Origin of the sequence: Hyphococcus sp. (genome assembly GCF_965228385.1) — a bacterium.
Classification (GTDB): Bacteria; Pseudomonadota; Alphaproteobacteria; order Caulobacterales; family Parvularculaceae; genus Hyphococcus.
Genome location: NZ_OZ245810.1, coordinates 3,235,454 through 3,251,290, shown reverse-complemented (window position 1 = coordinate 3,251,290; position 15,837 = coordinate 3,235,454). Strand labels below are relative to the sequence as shown.

Below are 15,837 nucleotides of genomic sequence, written 5' to 3'. Positions count from 1 at the left end.
TTAACGGTCAATCTGGTCAGTCAAAACGCCGCTCGCGTAACTTGTAACTAACTCTCTCAACTCAGGAAATTTTTCTCCTGCGACCTCCATGATTGGAGCGACAATTTCAAAGTCTTCCGAAAACCCTGGATCGCAACTGTGTCGAGTGTAAACTGATTTTTTCCCTGCATTAGATATATCGACGAAATAGGTGGTCCCGTCAGTACAAAGGCCATCTGCGAGGCGAACAAACGGCATCCCAAAAACTTTTTCGCTAAGCATTTCATCGTACACTGATTTAAAGTCATCAAGTGAAACTCGAGTCGAATAACTTTCACGCAAATCTTTTTGCCAAACAACAACACCTAACTCTCTTGGAACGGCATAGCCGCTAAAAGAAATTAGGGCGTAGCCATCGTCGTAAGCTTCGGGGCCTGATTCCCCCGGCCCAAACGTCTTTGCGTAAAAATACGCTACCGGATCACTTGGGGGGTCGCCTTCGTGTTTATATTTATGCCATGCCGCAGCAACCAGCAATGGTGGTCTGAACGACGGGTCGATAACAATTCGAATTTGTTTGGAAAAATCTGCGCCCGCAGAAGCGCTGGGTAAGTCGATTTCAAATTCGCCAAAGTTTCCGAGTAGGTTGCTGTGGTATTGGCGTCGAAAATTTTCTGTAACAGCAGGGTCAGGGCTGAGATCCACTTGGCACCCATCAGGGTCGTTGCAAACCTCGCTTCCGCGAACAACCCCCGGGATGCCATCAGCACTCGTCGTAGACGCACAAGCAGAAAGTGCCGCCGCAAATGCAGCCGCCAATCCCGCAATGTAAGCCGTTCGCAACAACATTAATTAGTCTTCTCGTTACTCTTAAGCAAAGCTTTTTGAAAACGCGTCGAGCGCGGATTTCAGTTTGCCTTCGGTGTCGTCATCAAGTTTGCCGGTATCGCGAATGGTCGAGAGGATGTCGGCGTGATCCGCATGCAGCTTGCGCAGGAATTCGCGCTCGAAATGGCCGACCTGATCGGTCTTGATCTTGTCGAGATAACCTTGCGTGCCGGCATAGATGACACAGACCTGTTCCTCGACGTTGAGCGGCGAGTACTGGCCCTGTTTCATCAGCTCGGTCAGGCGGTCGCCGCGATTCAAAATCCGCTGCGTCGTCGCGTCGAGGTCGGAGCCGAACTGCGCGAACGCCGCCAGCTCCCGATACTGCGCCAGCTCGCCCTTAATTTTACCGGCGACCTGTTTCATGGCCTTGATCTGCGCCGCCGAACCCACGCGCGACACGGACAAGCCGACATTCACAGCCGGGCGGATGCCCTGGAAGAACAGGTCGGTTTCAAGGAAGATCTGGCCGTCGGTGATCGAGATCACGTTGGTGGGGATATAGGCCGAGACGTCGTTTGCCTGCGTCTCGATGATCGGCAGCGCCGTTAAAGATCCCGAACCATTGTCTTCGTTCAGCTTCGCCGCGCGCTCAAGCAGGCGCGAGTGCAGATAGAAAACGTCGCCCGGATAGGCCTCGCGCCCCGGCGGGCGGCGAAGGAGAAGCGACATCTGGCGATAGGAAACCGCCTGCTTTGACAAATCATCATAGATGATCAGCGCGTGCATGCCGTTGTCGCGGAAATACTCGCCCATGGCGCAGCCGGAAAACGGCGCGAGGAACTGCAGCGGCGCCGGCTCCGACGCTGTCGCAGCGATGACGATGGAGTATTCAAGGGCGCCGTTGTCTTCCAGCGTCTTGACGATCTGGGCGACGGTCGAGCGCTTCTGACCGATGGCCACATAAACGCAGTAAAGCTTCTTCGACTCATCGCCGCCGGCGTTGATGTCTTTCTGGTTGAGCATGGCGTCAACGCAGACGGCGGTCTTGCCGGTCTGCCGGTCGCCAATGACCAGCTCGCGCTGACCGCGGCCGATGGGGATCATGGCGTCAATGGCCTTGATGCCCGTCTGCACCGGCTCATGCACGGATTTGCGCGGCAGAATGCCCGGCGCTTTCACGTCCACGATCCGGCGTTCCGTCGCCTCAATCGCCCCCTTGCCGTCGATCGGATTGCCGAGCGGATCGACAACGCGGCCGAGGAGCCCCTTGCCCACCGGCACGTCCACGATGGACTTGGTGCGCTTGACGGTGTCGCCTTCCTTGATCTCCCGGTCCTCGCCGAAGATCACGACGCCCACATTGTCGCTTTCCAGGTTCAGGGCCATGCCCTTCACGCCGTTAGCGAACTCGACCATCTCGCCGGCCTGGACATTGTCGAGGCCGTAGATGCGCGCAATGCCGTCGCCGACGGAGAGCACCTGACCGATTTCGGAGACTTCAGCGTCCTTGCCGAAATCCTTGATCTGCTGTTTTAAAATGGAGGAAATTTCCGCCGCGTTGAGTTCCATGGACTTCACGCCTCTTTCATTACGGTCTTCAAACGGTTCAGTTTGGTTCTAAGGGATGCGTCGACCATCTTGGAGCCGATCTTGACGACAAGTCCGCCAAGAAGATCGGGGTCGACGCGGGTTTCAAGGTTCACCGCCTTGCCCACCAGCGCTTCGATCTCAAGGCGCAACGCCTTGATCTGATCGTCGCTCATGGGGGCGGCGGTCGCCGCTTGCGCACTGACTTCGCCGCGCTCGTCCGCAGCAAGCTTCATGAATGCGCGGAGCATGTCTTCCAGCGCGAAAAGGCGGCGGTTTTTGGCGATGAGTTTCAGAAAATTCGAGACCAGCGTACTCAAGGCGGCTTTTTCCGCCAGCGCCGAGATGACGCCCATCTGCTCGGCGTTGTCATAGACCGGGCTTTTCAAAAAGCCGCGCAAATCGGCCGACTGGTCGATCGCGGTCTGCAGGGCGCCAAGCTCGCTTTCAACCGTTTCAATAGCGCCGGCTTCCTTTGCAAGATCGAAAAGGGCGGCCGCATAACGCCCGGCGACGCCGGATACGGGCGCATGTTGCTGTGAGCCTTGATCCGTCACTGGCTTTATCCGTGCTCCCGTGTCGATCTGCGCCGCGCGAGGGCTGCGCTTAAAGCTTTGAAATTACTAACGAAAATGAGGCCGCACGAAACCCGTTACGAACCTCGGTTTGCAAGAACGCGCGAGGGCGTAGCATGCGCCTCGCCGCGACGCAACAAGGCCCGAGTGCGGCGGAATGACGGAGCAAGACTTGAGTTCCCGGCGCATCCAAAGCAAACTGTTGACGGGGAGAAGTACAGTTTGGGCAACTTGCCAGAGGGGCGTTTATTTCCATGAATAAAATAAAGCAAATCATCGCCGCAGCATTTGCGGTATTTCTTTTGCAACCGCTGGCGGCGCTTGCGCAGGACACGACAGACCCATCGGTCTACGGGGCCTTACCGGATGTCATCCAAATGGAGATTTCTCCTGACGGCAAAACGATCGCCTCGCTTCAGGTGATAGACGGGCAGGGCGTGCTTGTCTTTTTATCCGTTGACGATCCAAACGCGGCGCCGACCGGCGTCAGGGTCGGATCAACCAAGGCCAGAACCATTGAATGGGCTGACAATGAACATGTCTTGTTGCTTTTGTCGCAATCGGAAAGAGTTCGCCTTGTCGGCGGACTGGAAACACTTGAGTTCTTTCGCTGGATATCAGTTTCAAAATCAACGCAGGACAGCAACATCCTTTTTGGCAATGAATCCGGTTACTATATTTCCGATCCCGGCAGCTACATTGCGACGATACCGAACGAATCCGGCAAGGCGCTGTTTTCACGCATCTCTACGCGCGGACGGTATCAACGCAATCAAACCGGCACCCGGCTGAAGCAAGATGACAATATAGTCTATTCGACATTTGTCGTGGATCTGGAGAACGGCCGCACCCGGCTGAAAGACGGCGGCGGAGAACATACTGTCGACTGGATTGCGGGTCCGGACGGCGAGCCATTCGCCCGCATTGACTACAATGACGGCCAGGAACAGCGGGAACTTTACGTAAAGCAGCCAGGCGACAGCTCTTACACTTTGATCAAAGCCTGGCCTGAAAAGAGGGGCGCAGGCCGCGTTATCAGTTTTCACGGTTTGCTGGACGATACCGGCGCTGCGCTTGCGGCGTCCACTTACAGCAACAAAGGCAGGCAATCTGTGGTCGCGGTAAATTCCGCCACTGGCGAGATAGAGCGCACGCTATTTGAAAATCCGGGTTATGACATTTCCAGCGTGCTCTATAATCCGCGTACAGCGCAAGCAACGGCGACCCGGTTTATTGACGACCTGCCGCGCACCTATCATTTTTCCGAGGATTACAGAACGCTCCAGGAGCAATTGCGCGGCGCCATTCCGGGCGCGGCGCCGATGATCGTGTCCAAATCCCGCGACGGCGCGCGTATGATCGTCGAAGCCGTTTATACGGATCATCCAAAGCAATTCTTTTTGTTTGACAGAAACGAAATGCGCATGGACATGATCGACTCAAGCTACCGGCGCCTGGACGGCTCCGTTTCCGCGATCAAGGAAAAATTCGATTATGTCAGCTCGGACGGGCTCACGATTCCGGGCTACCTCACCGTCCCCGCGGGCGCGGCCAAACAGAACATGCCGCTGATTGTCCTGCCCCATGGGGGTCCGGAATCGCGCGCCGATCAATCATTCGATTACTGGTCGTTCTTTTACGCATCGCGCGGATATTTGGTGTACGAACCGAATTTCCGCGGCTCGGACGGTTATGGATTTGAGTTCAAATCAGCCGGATTCGGCGAATGGGGCCGCAAGATGCAAAACGATATCACCGAAGGCGTTGAAAAACTCATCGCCGATGGCGTCGCGGATCCCGACCGGATTTGCATTGCAGGGGCCAGTTACGGCGGCTACGCCGCGCTGGCCGGAGCTACGCTCACGCCTGATCTTTATGCATGCGCCGTCAGCGTTAACGGCGTCTCCGATCTGCCGGCTATGCTGGGCGACGAGTCCAAGCAAAGCCCGCTCTCGGAAGATTACTGGGAGGTGCGCATGGGCGGCAGCCGGTTCAGCCCGGCGGAGCTTAACGCCGTCAGTCCTGCTGAAAACGCTGATAAAGCGGGCGCACCCATCCTGCTTATTCACGCCAAGGATGACGTCGTTGTTCCGACGAGTCAGAGCCGCATCATGCGCAACGCCTTGCGGGGCGCTGACAAGCCGCATGAATATGTGGAACTTGACGGCGAGGATCACTGGTTGTCGACGGGCGAAATGCGCACGGAAATGTTGCGCCGGTCGATCGACTTCATTGACAAGCATATCGGGAACTAAACGCCCCGCCTGACGGCGTCCGCCGAAGCTTTTTAAGCCTTTGCCCGCTTAACGGCGGGTAAAGGCTTTTCAGTAATGCTTTTTTCGCACAGCCTGAATTGGCGTATCGGGACACTATAAGGATGGGATTGGCCGGTAGAATTCGCCGCAAACTCGCCTCGCGTTATAAATGCGGCGTCGTCTTCACGCATCCGCAAAAATGCGGCGGCTCATCGCTGGAGGCGGCGTTGTTCCGGAAATACCGGTTTTCTCATGAGCGCATTCACACGCTAGACGCGCGCGAGGCGGTGCGCGCACTGAACAATATCAACAGCGGCGTCAAAAGCGGCGCGCTGCCGGAAACCGAAGCGCTGCTTTTTTGTCAGCAAGCCGCCTCTTACGCCATGCAGCGCGGCGTCAAATGCGTTACCGGACACAACCCGCTCACCCCCGCCATGCGCGAAGCTTATGCGCCGGACTGGAAGTTCATAACGCTGTTGCGTGAGCCGGTAGAGCGGTTTTGTTCGCATTTGCGCTACAGCTACAATAGCGGCATGGAAACCTCCGCAGGCGATGACATTGACGCATTTCTAGAAACGCCTCGGGCGCGATGGTGGGGCGGCCTTTACGCTACTTTCTTCGGCGGCTGGCTCAATGTGAACGAGCCCGTTTCCCCGGCCATGATTGACGAAGCGCGCGCATTAATTCTCGATCTCGACGCCGTCGGCTTTCTCGATCGGACGCCGGACTTTGAAAGGGCCTTAAGCGCGCTTTTAGGCGCCAAACTCAGCATCGGGCATGTGAACCGGACAAGCGATCGCGCGACGGCCTGGCGCGGCGAATTTTCCGAAGCCCAAATGGATAAAATCCGCACGCTTTGCCAGCCGAGCACGGATATTTACGGTTTTGTGCGTGAAAAACTCATCACCGGCGGCTGACGGTCAGAAACTGACGCCCAGCCTCGCGCCCATCTGGTCGAGGCCTTCATTATCCGTACACAGACCGGCGTTGGAGATGTGATTCCAGTGAAATGAGGCGGCGAGGCGATTGGTCAGGCGGTAACCGATATCGCCCGCCAGCCGGAAGAGCGCGCGGCATCCGTAAAAGACCGTGCTGTCAACGCGGGCCGCATCCGTAATCGGATCGAATGTATCGGTTTCGCCATTATGCACAGCGCCGCCGACGCCTGCGGCGACGAACCAGCGCGGCGTGACGTTAACTTTCCACTCAAGGCCGGCGTAAATCTGGCTGGTGGCGTCTGAATCAGTTGCGTATGTTCCACCCACAAGCGGGCGCGGCGCCCCGAGAACCGATAAAAATTGCGGCGAGTCGAACAAAATTTCGGCGTTGATCGCGGCGCCCTGTTCCTTGCCGGAACCGAACCCGCAACAACTTTGCGCATAGACCCCGGCGCGGACTTCGTCGATCTCGGCGGAAGCCGTTCCCCATGCCGATATGATCAAGCCCGCCAGAAAAATAATTATGCGCAACATCATGCCTGCTCCCCAGAATTCGCAACTATTGTAGACCCTTAAAGCGTTAATCAAACATTACGGCGATTTAAAGCCGGTCGATTTGTTACAGGAAGTTATAGGGATTCACATCGACCGAGATGCGCACGGCGGAGGATTTTTTCATTTTCGCCAGCCAGTCCGACAGATACGCCTGAATATGAACATTGCGCCGCGCCTTGACCAGCAGTCGCTGACGCGCAAGACCGCGCATTCGGTAAATCGGCGTCCTCGCCGGCCCTAAAATCTCCACGCCATCCGCTGTCGGGGCGAGCGAACGCAAGGTTCTGGCGGACGCCTCCAGCGCGGCTTCATCGCGCGACTGCAGCGTGACCGCCGCCAGCCGGCCATAGGGCGGATAGAAAAGCGCCTGGCGCCCTTGCGCTTCCGCCGCCAGAAAAGCATCCCGGTCGCCCGACGCCAGCGCTTGCAGCACGGCGGACTGCGGCTGGTATGTCTGCAACAAGGCGCGCCCCGGTTTTTCAGCACGCCCCGCACGGCCGGTCACCTGGGATAAAAGTTGATAGGTCCGCTCCGCCGCCCGTAAGTCGCCGCCCGCAAGCCCCAGATCGGCGTCGACGACGCCAACCAGCGTCAGATTCGGAAAATGGTGGCCTTTCGCCGCCACCTGCGTTGCAATCAATATGTCGATATCGCCGGCCCGCATGGCGTCAAGCACATCGCGCGTGGCGCCGGGCCCCGACGCCGTGTCGGAAGACAAAACGGCGATGCGCGCGCCGGGCCATCGTTCGCGCGCCTCTTCGGCGATGCGCTCCACGCCGGGACCGCAGGGCGTCAGCCCGTCAACGGCGTTGCATTCCGGGCACGCGGCGGGTTTGGGCATGGAAAAACCGGTGTGATGGCAAACGAGCCGGTTATCGAAACGATGCTCCACCAACATCGTGTCTGAACCCGGCGCTGTCATTTTGTGGCCGCATCGGCGGCACAGCGTCATGGGCGCATAGCCGCGCCGGTTGAGAAACAATAGCGACTGTTCGTGTGCTGACAGGTTTTTGCTGACGGCGTTCGCCAGCGACGGCGATAACCACTTGCCTGCGGCCGGCGCATCTTCGCGCATGTCAATCAGCGAAATTTCGGGCATGGAGGCTTCCGCGAAACGCGACGGCAGACCCACCGCCTCATACCGGCCCTCATCGACATTCACGACCGTTTCCAGCGACGGCGTAGCGGACGCCAAAATCACCGGAAACCCGGAAAGGCTGCCGCGCGCCACCGCAAGATCGCGCGCGTGATAAATCACCCCTTCTTCCTGTTTATAGGCGTTGTCATGCTCCTCATCGACAATGATCAGACGCAAATTTGGAAAGGGAAGAAACAATGCGGATCGCGCGCCCACGACAAGACGCGCCTGCCCTTCGGCCACACGCCGCCATGTGCGCCGGCGCTGCGCGCCGGTCATATCCGAATGCCAGGGCGCGGGCGATGCGCCGAAGCGTTCTTCAACCCGCTTCAGGAACGGCAGGGTCAGGGCGATCTCCGGCAGCAGAATCAACACCTGCGAAGACGGATCCTGCGCCAGCGCGCGCGCCGCCGCCTCGAAATACACTTCGGTTTTGCCCGAGCCAGTAACGCCGTCAATCAGGATCGCCTTGTGCCCGCCGTGGGCCAGCACCTTGTTAATTTCATCGGCGGCGAATTGTTGATCGTCCGACAGCGCCGGTCCGGCGCGATCAAGGTCCGGCGGCTCGAAAGGCGGGTCAGGGTCCACATCTACAGGCGTCAAAGCGCCCGCTTTTGCGAGCCCGCGCACAACGCCCTCGCTTACCCCGGCGGCGGCGGCGAGTTCGCTCGCCGATTGCGGTTGCCGGCCGGCGCAGTTCAGGACCGCCCGCCTTTGCGGCGTCATGCGCGCCGGCGCCTGCGCATTCGCAATATAGCCTGTCTGCATACGCGGACCATCGAAAGCGTCGCTGACCCGGGTGACCATGCGCAAAATCGCACCCATGGGGAACATCGTATAGTGCGCTGTCCATTCGATGAATTCCATCAACGCGGCCGATAAAGGCGGCGTGTCCATGACGCCTGCGACGGATTTCAGTTTTTCCGGCGCGACATTGTCGCCGGCGGAGCGCCATACAACGCCGATCGCCTCGCGCGGACCAAAAGGCGCGCGCACGAACGCCCCGGGCGCCGGCGGGTCGCAGCCATGGCAAATATAATCATAGGCGCGCGGCAAAGGCAGTGGAAACAATACGCTAACGCAATGGCCCGGCGTCTTGCCCTCATTTCCGGAGATGCGCTGAGTGATATTCATAATGCGCGCTTGATCCTGACTTCGGTTTCGGGTGAATTACCGCTGATTATCGGTAGTGAAATCCGGGCGAAGCGCAATGCGTATCATTTTTCTCTCTCTGTTGCTTTCAGTCGTCGCCATGAGCGGCGCGCAGGCGAAATACAGTTTTTGCAACAAGTCCAGCTACGCCCTGTCCGCCTCCATCGGCTATGTAGACGGCGACAGGCTGGCGACCCGCGGCTGGTGGCGCCTGCGGCCCGGTCAATGCAAGGTCGTCCTGACGGAACAGGCGAAACCGGGCCGGTATTTCGTTTACGCCGAGGCGATACCCGGTCATCGCGGCCCTTTGCGCACCTGGTCGGGCGACACGGCGTTATGCGTCGAAAACGCCGGTTTTTTCAATCTGCGCAACCAAGATGTCTGCCGCGACGATCCATTGCGGCAGCGGAAATTTTTCAGCGTTGAAGTCACCGAAGCCTCCGGCGGAAACTGGCAGACCGATTTTACGGAGGCGAGCACCTATACAGTCTATTCAGCGGAAGTCGCGGGCGTACAGCGCTTGCTGAGCGACATCGATATCGACGCCGGTCAGGTGGACGGCGCCATGGGACGCACCACACAGCGGGCGCTTGCAAACTACCGTAATCAGAAAGGCCTTTCCGAAGGGTACTCCATCGACGATGAGGTCATCGACGCGCTGATCGAGGACGCCAATACGCGTGAGGCGAAACTCGGCCTTTTTTACTGCAACAAGACAGACAATCCGGTCTGGAGCGCAATCGCCATGCAGCAGGACGAAGACGCCTATCGCTCAAAAGGCTGGTGGAAACTGGAGCCCGGCGACTGTGCAAAAATCGTCAAGGGCGCTCTCGAAAAAGACCATTATTATGTCTATGGCGCCATGGAGACGCCGTCAGGCGAAGCCGCCATATCAAGCGGCGACAAGACGTTTTGCATCAATCTCATTATGTTCAACGTCACTGACGAAATTACTTGCGCCGATCAGGATCTGGAAAACGCCTCGTTCCGGCGGGTGGAGATCGGCGGCGCTGCAACGATGAATTTTGATTTCACCCCCGATATGTTCGCAAGCGCCGGCGGCGAATAACAGAAAGTTTTTCATTGATCGATCTTTCACACGTCGAAAACTGGGTTTTCGATCTCGACAACACGCTTTACAGCGCCGAATGCCAGCTGTTCGCGCAAATCGATGCGCGTATGACGGCGTATATCTGCGAGCGCCTGCGGTTAGAGCGCGGCGCGGCGCGAAAAATTCAAAAAGATTATTATGTGGAATACGGCACGACCATGAGCGGGCTGATGCATGAACATGATATCTGCCCTGACGATTTCATGGAATATGTCCATGATATCGACATGGCGCCCATCGATGAAAATCCGCAGCTTGGCGCAGCGCTCGAGAGCCTGCCGGGCCGAAAATTCATCTTCACCAATGGATCGGTGAAACATGCGGAGAATGTTGCAGGCGCGCTCGGGGTCTTGCACCTTTTCGATGAAATTTTCGATATCAAGGCCGCAGGTTATGCACCCAAACCAAGGCGCGAGCCCTACGAGAAATTTCTCTCCTCCCATAATATCGATCCGCATAGCGCCGTGATGTTTGAAGATATCGTGCAAAACCTGGAGGCGCCCCATGCGCTCGGCATGACAACCGTTCTCGTCCACTCCGACGCCGCCTGGCTCGATGACGAACCGCACAATAAACGCCCGGCGCGTCCCGGCGACACGGCCGCGCACATCCATTACGTCACCGATGATATAACCGCCTTTCTGGACGCCGCCGTGAAGGCGCAGCACGGGCGGCAAAAACTGCAAGTGAGATCATGACTGATAAGACCGCTCTTAAACGCGTTATCGATGGCGCATGGGAAAATCGCGATGCGATTTCCACCGAAACAAAAGGCGAGACGCGAGACGCCGTCAATGAAACCTTGTCGTTGCTCGATTCAGGCGACGTACGGGTCGCCGAACCGGTTGAGGCCAACGCCAATCTGAAAGAGTGGCGGGTCAATCAATGGCTGAAAAAAGCCGTGCTGTTGTCGTTTCGGTTGAACGATAACGCCATAATCGACGGCTCCAACGGGCCATGGTGGGACAAGGTCGAAACCAAATTCTCCGGATGGTCGGAAGATGATTTCCGCGCAGGCGGGTTTCGCGTCGTGCCGCCGGCCACGGTAAGGCGCGGCTCCTTTATCGCAAAAAACGCGGTTTTGATGCCGTCTTACGTGAATATCGGCGCCTATGTGGGCGAGGGAACAATGATCGACACCTGGGCGACCGTCGGCTCTTGCGCGCAGATCGGCGCGAACTGCCATATTTCCGGCGGTGCGGGGATTGGCGGGGTTCTGGAGCCGCTGCAGGCGAACCCGGTAATCATCGAGGACACTTGCTTTATCGGCGCGCGCGCCGAGGTCGCCGAGGGCGTCATCGTGCGCGAGGGCTCGGTGCTGTCCATGGGCGTTTATCTCGGCGCATCGACTAAAATCATCAACCGCGAAACCGGCGAAACCTTATATGGCGAAGTGCCGCCTTTTTCAGTTGTCGTTTCCGGCTCCACGCCTTCCGACAAGGGCGGACCGAACCTTTATTGCGCGGTCATCGTCAAACAGGTGGACGAAAAGACCCGCGCCAAAACATCCGTCAACGAACTGTTGCGCAATCAGTAACGGCTTCCGTCCTTACGGTGCGCCGTCCAGCCGGCGCTCCCTTTGATCATTTGCAAATCCACGTCAGGGTCCGTGTAAGTCGAGATTTCCTCCGCCGCACGCGTTCCAACTTCAAGGAACACCGCATCGTTCTGCGCGCGGTTCACAATCATGTGCCCGTTGGCGACCCCGGCCTTGAACGATGCGACATCGCCGGGTTTCAGGATGCTTTCGCCAGTATCCTCTACAAGCACCGCCTCGCCTTCCAGCATGTAGACGAATTCGTCTTCGTTTTTATGCCAGTGCTTGTGGGCGGACGCCGCGCCCGGCGCCAGTCGGGTGAGGTTGACGCCGAATTGATCCAGCCCGCCAAGATCGCCAAGCGCAACTTTAGAGCGCCCCTTGCAGTGAGCGTCGTAGGGCGGCGGATAGGAGCAGCGCGCGCGTACTGGCGCATCCTTCACGTTCAATTTTGGCATAAAACTTCCTTTGCTTGTGTCCCCGCTGCGCCTAGTTTAGCTGAACGTCATGGCAAAGATCGATCCGGTAGAAATCGCGCAAAATTTGATCCGGCGCCCCTCCGTCACCCCGGCGGATGAAGGCGCGCTGGATATTCTGGAAAAAGCCCTCACCCTTTTGGGCTTTCGCTGCACGCGCCTTAAATTCGAAGAGGTCGACAACCTCTTTGCGCAATACGGCGCAGGCGCGCCGCATCTTTGTTTTGCCGGCCACACTGACGTTGTCCCGCCGGGCGACGAAGCCATGTGGACGTCGCCCCCATTTGCGGCTGCGGTAAAAAACAGACAACTCTGGGGCCGCGGGGCCGCCGATATGAAGGGCGCCATCGCTGCATTCGCCGCCGCCGCCGCGCGGGCCGTTGATAACGGGACCGTCAAAGGGTCGCTGTCGTTCCTGATCACCGGCGACGAAGAAGGCCCGGCCGTCAACGGCACCAGAAAAGTCCTGAACTGGCTGGCGGAACAGAAAATCGGCATCGATCACTGCCTCGTCGGCGAACCTTCGAACCCGGAAGTACTGGGCGACATGATCAAAGTGGGCCGGCGCGGATCGATCAATTGCTGGCTGACCGTCAACGGCAAACAAGGCCATGTGGCCTATCCGCACCGGGCCGAAAACCCGATCCCCTCGCTGTTGCGCAAGCTTTTGCATTTAAGCGAAACGCCGCTTGACGAAGGCTATGAGCGCTTTCAGCCCTCAAGTCTTCAGGTTACGGACATTCATATCGGAAACCCCGCCCATAATGTGATACCGGAAAAGGCGACGGCGCGGTTCAATGTTCGTTTTAATCCGACCTGGACGGGCGCCTCCATCGACGCATGGCTGCGTTCCGAACTCGACATGCTCGCAAACGCAAGCGGCGCGAAATACACGCTTGAAACGATTGTCTCCGGTGAAGCGTTTCTCACCACTGACATGAAATTTCTGTCGCTGATCGCCGATTGCGCGGAAGACAAAACCGGCAGGCGTCCGGAATATTCCACCTCCGGCGGCACATCGGATGCGCGCTTTATCAAGGATTATGCGCCGGTTGCGGAATTCGGACTAGTGGGCGCGACCATGCACCAGACCGACGAACATGTGGCCGTCAGCGATATTGAGACGCTTACGGATATTTATGAAGCGGTCATTGCGGGTTATTTTGAACGGTTTTCGCGGCAGGGATGAGCGCAGGAAAATACTGACGCAACGCCGCCTTTTTTCTTCAATATTCCGCCCTTACAAAATAAAGCCCGTCCGGCGGCGCCACGGGTCCGCAACGCGTGCGATCAGCGGCTTCCAGCGCTGTTTTCATATCGCGCGGGCGCCATCGCCCCTTGCCGACCTCGACCAGCGATCCCGTAATCGATCGCACTTGATGGTGCAGGAACGACCGCGCGGCGCAACGGATAATCACCTCTTCGCCGGCGCGCGAAACCGAAATCTCTTCGAGCGATTTAACAGGACTTTCCGCCTGACAGGCGGCGGCGCGAAAAGTGGTGAAATCGTGCTTTCCCACAAGGTGTTGGGCCGCCGCATCCATCGCCGCGGCGTCAAGCTTTTGCGCCACGCGCCATGCCCGCTTCGCGTCCAACGCCAGCGGCGCGCGGCGATTGACGATACGATATTCATAGGCGCGGCGCAGGCAAGAAAAGCGCGCATGAAAATTATCCTCTGCGCGCCCGCAGGCAAGCACGGCGATCGGGTGCGGTTTCAGATGATAATTGACGGCGCCGCAGACAGTGTCAGGCGAATAGTCTTTTGCAAGGTCGACATGCGCGGTCATGGCGAGCGCGTGAACGCCCGCATCGGTCCGGCCCGCCGCATACACATTCAGCGTCTCGCCGCAGAATTTCTGAAAGGCGTCCTCGATCGCTTCCTGAATCGACGGACCGTTCGCCTGGCGCTGCCACCCGACATAATTTGTACCGGCATACTCAATGATCAGTTTGTAACGCTGCATCGCGCCGTTATAATCGCCGACAGCGAAAGGGAAAGTCAGTTATGGCGGATGAGCAGACGGGAACGCTTCGATGGCGCGCAATTCGCGGCGAAATTGTTTTTTTCACCTGCATCCTCGCCGTGTTCATGCTGTTCCGGACCGCAGCATACGGGATGTATCATATTCCAAGCGAAAGCATGCTGCCGACGCTCGCCGTCGGCGACCGTATTCTTGTGAATAAGTTTTCTTACGGGTACAGCCGACATTCAATTCCTTTTTCACTGGGGCCCGATATCGACAATGACGCGGGCAGACTTTTCGCCAGCTTGCCCAAGCGCGGCGATCTTGTGGTGTTCAAGCACCCGGCCACCGGTGAAACCCTGATCAAGCGCGCTGTCGCGCTGCCCGGCGACATTGTGGAAATTGACAATGGCCGGCTGATCCTGAACGGAGATATTGCGCCGCGCACGCTGAAGGAAACGTTCCGATATCGCGAACACAAAGGCGGCGTGGCGGCTGTTGGCCGCTTCCTGGAAACGCTGCCTGAAGAGCGGGGGCATGAAATATATGAACGCGGCGATCATCTCGCCGGCGATGATTTCGGCCCGGCGCGCGTACCGGAAAACAATATTTTCGTCATGGGCGATAATCGCGATAATTCATTGGACAGCCGCTTCACCAATCCCGGCGTTGGCTTTCTGCCCGCCAGCCATCTTGTTGGCCGCGCTGACATGATGCTCTTTTCACTGAACAGTCAAAAGCGGGAGCCGGGACTAAAGCGGCTGGAACGCCGGTGGCTGGCGCCCTTGAATTAGCCTTCAGCTTACACGCCCGCCGGCGCCCAATGCAAAGCCGCGCAAAAACTCATTCGCCGGCTGGGCGCGTTTGCCCGCGCGCTGCAGCGTGATCAATTCAACCGCGCCGCCGCCGCAGGCGACAGTCAGGGTCTCGTCTGATTCCAGAATAGCGCCGGGTTCGCCGGCGCCGTCGGCGACGCGAGAAAACAGCGCCTTCACGCGGGCGCCGTCCGCGTCGAACCACGCGCCGGGAAACGGCGACAAACCCCTGATATGCCGGTCAACCTCTTCTGCGTTTCGCCGCCAATCGATACGCGCTTCCTGCGGCGTAATCTTATGCGCGTAGGTAACGCCATCATCCGCTTGCGGCGTCGCGACGAGCGCATCGCGCGCAAGCGCCGAGAGCGCGCGCGGCGCCAGTTGCGCTGCAACGGCGGCAAGTTTGTCGTGGAGGGAGCCTGCTGTGTCTTCAACCGCGATTTCCACGCTTTCCGATAGCAGCACGGGGCCCGTATCAAGGCCTTCCTCCATGCGCATGACCTGCACGCCGGTCACCGTATCGCCAGCCATAATCGCGCGCTGGATCGGCGCGGCGCCCCGCCATCGCGGCAACAGCGATGCATGTAAATTAAGACAACCCTGGCGCGGCGCATCAAGCACCGCACGCGGCAGGATCAGCCCGTAAGCCACGACGATTGCAGCATCGAGATCAAGGTCAGCGAACGCAGCCCGCGCGTTTTCGGATTTGAAATTTTTCGGCGTTCTCACTTCAAGACCGTGCGCCTCGGCAAATTTGTGTACAGGCGAGGGCGTCAGTTTGCGTCCGCGGCCTGACGGCTGGGGGGCGCGCGTGTAAACCGCAGCGATCTCATGACCTGCTGCGATCAGTTCCGCCAGAACATTTACTGAAAATTCCGGCGTGCCCATGAAAGCGAGACGCATAATCGTTCCTGAAGCCTTTAG

15 protein-coding genes are annotated in these 15,837 nt (G+C 58.3%); 7 read left to right on the top strand and 8 right to left on the bottom strand.

Annotation, left to right across the window (positions count from 1 at the left end; all coding sequences use genetic code 11):
• The 3 genes from ACQK2Q_RS15165 to ACQK2Q_RS15155 are packed head-to-tail and all read right to left on the bottom strand — an operon-like array spanning position 1 to position 2,954.
• A complete protein-coding gene (locus ACQK2Q_RS15165) occupies positions 1 to 828 on the bottom strand; it encodes a hypothetical protein (RefSeq protein ID WP_425410585.1) in 828 nt (275 codons plus the stop codon).
• 21 nt (positions 829 to 849) lie between these two features.
• A complete protein-coding gene (gene atpA / locus ACQK2Q_RS15160; RefSeq protein ID WP_425410584.1) occupies positions 850 to 2,379 on the bottom strand; it encodes a F0F1 ATP synthase subunit alpha in 1,530 nt (509 codons plus the stop codon).
• 5 nt (positions 2,380 to 2,384) lie between these two features.
• Positions 2,385 to 2,954, bottom strand: coding sequence for a F0F1 ATP synthase subunit delta (locus tag ACQK2Q_RS15155; protein ID WP_425410583.1), 570 nt, complete (start codon positions 2,952 to 2,954; stop codon positions 2,385 to 2,387).
• Positions 2,955 to 3,226: 272 nt separating this feature from the next.
• On the opposite strand from ACQK2Q_RS15155, the gene ACQK2Q_RS15150 reads away from it, so the two are divergent.
• Positions 3,227 to 5,227: an alpha/beta hydrolase family protein gene (locus tag ACQK2Q_RS15150; protein ID WP_425410582.1), complete on the top strand. Its 2,001-nt coding sequence runs from the start codon at positions 3,227 to 3,229 to the stop codon at positions 5,225 to 5,227.
• Between the two features lie 128 nt (positions 5,228 to 5,355).
• Positions 5,356 to 6,144 carry a hypothetical protein gene (locus ACQK2Q_RS15145; RefSeq protein ID WP_425410581.1) on the top strand — a complete coding sequence of 263 codons (789 nt, stop codon included), beginning with the start codon at positions 5,356 to 5,358 and terminating at the stop codon, positions 6,142 to 6,144.
• 3 nt (positions 6,145 to 6,147) lie between these two features.
• On the opposite strand, the gene ACQK2Q_RS15140 is transcribed toward ACQK2Q_RS15145, so the two are convergent.
• The gene (locus ACQK2Q_RS15140; protein ID WP_425410580.1) at positions 6,148 to 6,702 is read right to left on the bottom strand and encodes an acyloxyacyl hydrolase; all 555 of its coding nucleotides are present in this window, start codon (positions 6,700 to 6,702) and stop codon (positions 6,148 to 6,150) included.
• An 82-nt stretch (positions 6,703 to 6,784) separates the two neighbouring features.
• Entirely contained in the window at positions 6,785 to 8,992 is a 2,208-nt protein-coding gene (locus tag ACQK2Q_RS15135; protein WP_425410579.1) for a primosomal protein N', read from the bottom strand.
• Positions 8,993 to 9,068: 76 nt separating this feature from the next.
• Between ACQK2Q_RS15135 and ACQK2Q_RS15130 the strand changes: the two genes are divergently transcribed.
• From ACQK2Q_RS15130 to dapD, 3 genes are read left to right on the top strand one after another with little or no spacing between them, the layout of a single operon-like run.
• On the top strand, positions 9,069 to 10,079 hold the full coding sequence (locus ACQK2Q_RS15130; RefSeq protein WP_425410578.1) for a DUF1036 domain-containing protein: 1,011 nt from the start codon (positions 9,069 to 9,071) through the stop codon (positions 10,077 to 10,079).
• 14 nt (positions 10,080 to 10,093) lie between these two features.
• The gene (locus ACQK2Q_RS15125) at positions 10,094 to 10,819 is read left to right on the top strand and encodes a pyrimidine 5'-nucleotidase (protein ID WP_425410577.1); all 726 of its coding nucleotides are present in this window, start codon (positions 10,094 to 10,096) and stop codon (positions 10,817 to 10,819) included.
• A complete protein-coding gene (gene dapD, locus ACQK2Q_RS15120) occupies positions 10,816 to 11,658 on the top strand; it encodes a 2,3,4,5-tetrahydropyridine-2,6-dicarboxylate N-succinyltransferase (protein WP_425410576.1) in 843 nt (280 codons plus the stop codon). Before ACQK2Q_RS15125 ends, dapD begins: the two co-directional genes overlap by 4 nt.
• Here the strand turns inward: dapD and ACQK2Q_RS15115 are convergent.
• Positions 11,652 to 12,116, bottom strand: coding sequence for a cupin domain-containing protein (locus ACQK2Q_RS15115; RefSeq protein ID WP_425410575.1), 465 nt, complete (start codon positions 12,114 to 12,116; stop codon positions 11,652 to 11,654). The two genes, dapD and ACQK2Q_RS15115, sit on opposite strands and share 7 nt — an antisense overlap.
• A gap of 49 nt (positions 12,117 to 12,165) precedes the next feature.
• On the opposite strand from ACQK2Q_RS15115, the gene dapE reads away from it, so the two are divergent.
• Positions 12,166 to 13,323, top strand: a complete 1,158-nt coding sequence (gene dapE / locus ACQK2Q_RS15110) for a succinyl-diaminopimelate desuccinylase (protein ID WP_425410574.1) — start codon at positions 12,166 to 12,168, stop codon at positions 13,321 to 13,323.
• A 37-nt stretch (positions 13,324 to 13,360) separates the two neighbouring features.
• On the opposite strand, the gene truA is transcribed toward dapE, so the two are convergent.
• A complete protein-coding gene (gene truA / locus ACQK2Q_RS15105) occupies positions 13,361 to 14,098 on the bottom strand; it encodes a tRNA pseudouridine(38-40) synthase TruA (RefSeq protein ID WP_425410573.1) in 738 nt (245 codons plus the stop codon).
• A gap of 41 nt (positions 14,099 to 14,139) precedes the next feature.
• Here truA and lepB point away from each other — a divergent pair, with 41 nt between their 5' ends.
• A complete protein-coding gene (gene lepB, locus ACQK2Q_RS15100) occupies positions 14,140 to 14,892 on the top strand; it encodes a signal peptidase I (RefSeq protein ID WP_425410572.1) in 753 nt (250 codons plus the stop codon).
• Positions 14,893 to 14,895: 3 nt separating this feature from the next.
• Here the strand turns inward: lepB and fmt are convergent, their stop codons facing one another.
• Positions 14,896 to 15,816, bottom strand: a complete 921-nt coding sequence (gene fmt / locus ACQK2Q_RS15095; RefSeq protein WP_425410571.1) for a methionyl-tRNA formyltransferase — start codon at positions 15,814 to 15,816, stop codon at positions 14,896 to 14,898.
• Positions 15,817 to 15,837: the final 21 nt, after the last annotated feature.